At 64.3% G+C, this 1,029-nt stretch carries 2 protein-coding genes; both read left to right on the top strand.

Going from position 1 to position 1,029, the window contains the following annotated elements; genetic code table 11:
- Positions 1 to 234 (top strand): EamA family transporter (locus A2I95_RS42090; protein WP_291738176.1); only part of this gene is annotated, 234 nt, incomplete at its 5' end.
- Between the two features lie 123 nt (positions 235 to 357).
- A partial coding sequence (locus A2I95_RS42085; RefSeq protein ID WP_367153232.1) for an MFS transporter occupies positions 358 to 1,029 on the top strand: 672 nt, incomplete at its 3' end.

The following is a 1,029-nucleotide window of genomic DNA, read 5'->3' as shown; positions in this document are numbered from 1 at the left end:
GCCTGTTTCATCAATGGAATGGCGCGGGCCGATGCCTCCTTTGTGGCGCCGTTCAGCTATGCCACGCTGGTCTTTGCGGCATTTTATGACTTCCTTGGCTTTGGCGTGGTGCCGGATGCCATTTCTTTCCTTGGCGCCGTTATCATTCTGGCTGGCGCCGCCATCCTTGCCTGGCGGGAGGGGCGGCCCGTTCCCCCGGCGGGCCGCGCGGCTGCTGCCGCACACAAGCCTTAGCCGCCCGGCATCACGAGAAGTTATTTCCGGCGCCAAGCCTGCCTGCGACCCTCGCGTCGAAAAACGGCATTTTCCCTGCATCTTCCGCGCCACGCTGTCCTTTAACAGAACAGGAGGACGCAGATGCACGAGAGGCGAATTCCCGAATGGCTGCGCCACGCGCCGGTGCCTTCGGTGCGGGACTTTGGCGTCCTGGCCGGGCTGGAGGCCGTGGTGCGCGGCATCCTGATCTCGGTCTTTCCGCTGATCATGTACCGGGCCCTGGGGGACGCGGGGATGGTTTCGGCTTCATATTTTGCGGTCGGCATCCTGTCGCTGCTGGCTGGGCTGATGATCCCGGCGCTGATCCGGCTGGTGCCGCGCCGCTGGGCCTATTCGCTGGGAGGGCTGATGTTCATCGCCTCTGCCAGCTTTGCCATCGAAGGCAGCCCGGTGTCGGTGCTTGCCGCCCTTGCACTGAACACAGTAGCAGCGGTGACCACTTTCATCTGCTTCAACGCTTACGTGCTGGATTACATTTCCCGGATGGAACTTGGGCAATGCGAAACCTCGCGGATGTTCTATTCGGCCCTTGGCTGGACCGCTGGTCCGGTGGCCGGCGTGCTGCTGCTGGAGATCTGGCCCCCGGCCCCGTTTCTGATCTCTGGCGCTGCTGCAGTGGTGATGCTGGCGGCCTTCTGGTGGATGCGCATGGGTGACGGCAAGCAGATCGCCCGCGCCCGCGGCCCGGCCTCCAATCCCTTGACCTTCCTGGCGCGGTTTCTGGCGCAGCCGCGTCTGGTCGCCGGCTGGCTG

Source organism: Leisingera sp. F5 (assembly GCF_001593695.1).
This window is presented reverse-complemented; position numbering and strand designations above follow the sequence as displayed.